The sequence below is a fragment of the Nonomuraea sp. B19D2 genome (assembly GCF_040137845.1).
Classification (GTDB): domain Bacteria; phylum Actinomycetota; class Actinomycetes; order Streptosporangiales; family Streptosporangiaceae; genus Nonomuraea.
On record NZ_JBEFAK010000138.1, the window covers coordinates 1 to 1,706 of the forward strand.

The 1,706-nt window shown below is 70.0% G+C and carries 1 protein-coding gene; it reads right to left on the bottom strand.

The window, feature by feature from the left end:
• Positions 1 to 163: 163 nt before the first annotated feature.
• The gene (locus tag ABN273_RS59130; protein WP_502911363.1) at positions 164 to 1,591 is read right to left on the bottom strand and encodes an IS1380 family transposase; all 1,428 of its coding nucleotides are present in this window, start codon (positions 1,589 to 1,591) and stop codon (positions 164 to 166) included.
• Positions 1,592 to 1,706: the final 115 nt, after the last annotated feature.

Sequence of the window (1,706 nt, forward strand, 5' to 3'; positions counted from 1 at the left end):
CCTCGATCTTTCGTGATCAAGGAGTGGTCGGCTAAACGGTCCGGCTGAAGGTCGAATTGCGTGCTGTGGTCAGCATGCTGGCCCGGCTGTCGCGTCGGGTGGGCGGGGTTCCACGGGCCCGCGGGTGTTTCCTTTCTAGGTCGCAGGGACAGCGTGTGGCTGGTCAGGTCGGGGCCGGGAGGGCTTGCAGGCGGGTCAGGGCGATGAGGATGTCGCCGGCCCAGGGCCATCCTGCGGCGATGCGTAGGCGCAGACGGCGGCCACCGCGCACCAGCCGCCCAGCCACCGTGAACAGTCGCAGGCGCAGGCGTTTGGGCTCGTAGGTCTGGGCGGCGGTGCCGGGCAGGGCCAGCAGCTGCATCCAGGCCAGGAGTTCGCAGGCCAGCGCGACGAGCTCGCACCAGATCTGGTTGCGGGCGAAGTGGTGCAGCGGGAGGTTGGCCAGGCCGGTGTCCTTGGCGCAGCGGATGCGGTCCTCGGCGCGGGCCCGGCGGCGGTGGCGGAGTTCCAGGTCGGCGAGCTGGCCGCGTTTGGCATTGGTGACGAAGCAGGTGACACGGCACCCGTCGACGTCGGTGAAGCGCAGCTGGGCGCCGGGGTGCGGACGTTCCTTGCGGGCGATGACCCGCATGCCTTTGGGCCAGCTGGTCAGGTTCAGCAGGCCGGTCAGCTCTGCGACCCAGGCGCCGGGCCGCACTTGCCGGTCGGCGTCGTAGGCGGGCGTCCACGCGCTCTTGGGCAGGCGCAGGACGGCCTGCTGGATCTCCTCGGTCAGGGTGAACCCGATCGAGTACGACAGCCGGCGGCCGGGCTTGGTCAACCAGGCCAGGAACTCGTGCGTGCCGCCGCCGGAGTCGGTGCGGATCAGCACCTGGCGCCGGCGGTGCTTGGGCAGCTGGGCCAACGCCAGGCGGGTGGCCTCGATGTGGTCGGCGGCGGTGTTGGAGCCGGCGTTGCCTGGTCGCAGCATGATGGCCAGCGGTTCGCCGGACCCGCCCGGGCCGTGGTCGGCGAAGACTGTCATGGGGTGGAAGCCGAAGGTGTGTTTCCAGGTCGGGGCGGCGTGCTGTTTGTCGGAGTGGGCGATGATGATGGTGGCGTCGAGGTCGAGCGGGATCAGCTCGCCGTCACTGCCCGGCGCCCTGGTCCCGGCCAGGTCCCAGGCACGCTCGCGGGCCAGGGCCCGCGCCGCGCGCAGTGCCTTGAGCGCCTTGGCCTCATCGCGGGCGAGCCGGTCGATCAGCCGTGAGACGGTCGGGTCGGAGGCCACCGGGCCGAACAGGTCGGGCTGGGCGCGCAGCACAGCGATGTCGGCCAGGCAGTCCCCGCCCAGGGCGAGGGTGGCGGCCAGGTCGGCCACGATCTTGCCGGGGTCGTGCACCGCCTGCTCGGGCCGCCAGCGTTCCAGCTGCGCGGTCAGGGCCCGGTCCAGGCCAGTGACACGCAGCGTATGCAGGAGCAGCAGGGCGCCCGCGTGGGAGAGGAACCCAGCAGCGTCAGCGGATGCGGTGATCTTGCCGCGCGAAGCGATACTCTTCACTTGGAAAGTGCCTTCTGATCTGGTGTGGACAGGACTCTCGACAAGCCCCATCCTTCCAGCTCAAAGGCACTTTTCTTATGTGAACGATCAAGCCTCGCGAAATTCACCGTGAAAGGCCGAGGCTAGCTACCCCGTGGCAAGGCTGGACGGAGGGAGGCCGCGGCTA

What these genes read in the sequence shown, in the direction of transcription:
- ABN273_RS59130 (WP_502911363.1), bottom strand. Translation starts at nt 1,591, where the DNA reads ATGGGGCTTGTCGAGAGTCCTGTCCACACCAGATCAGAAGGCACTTTC.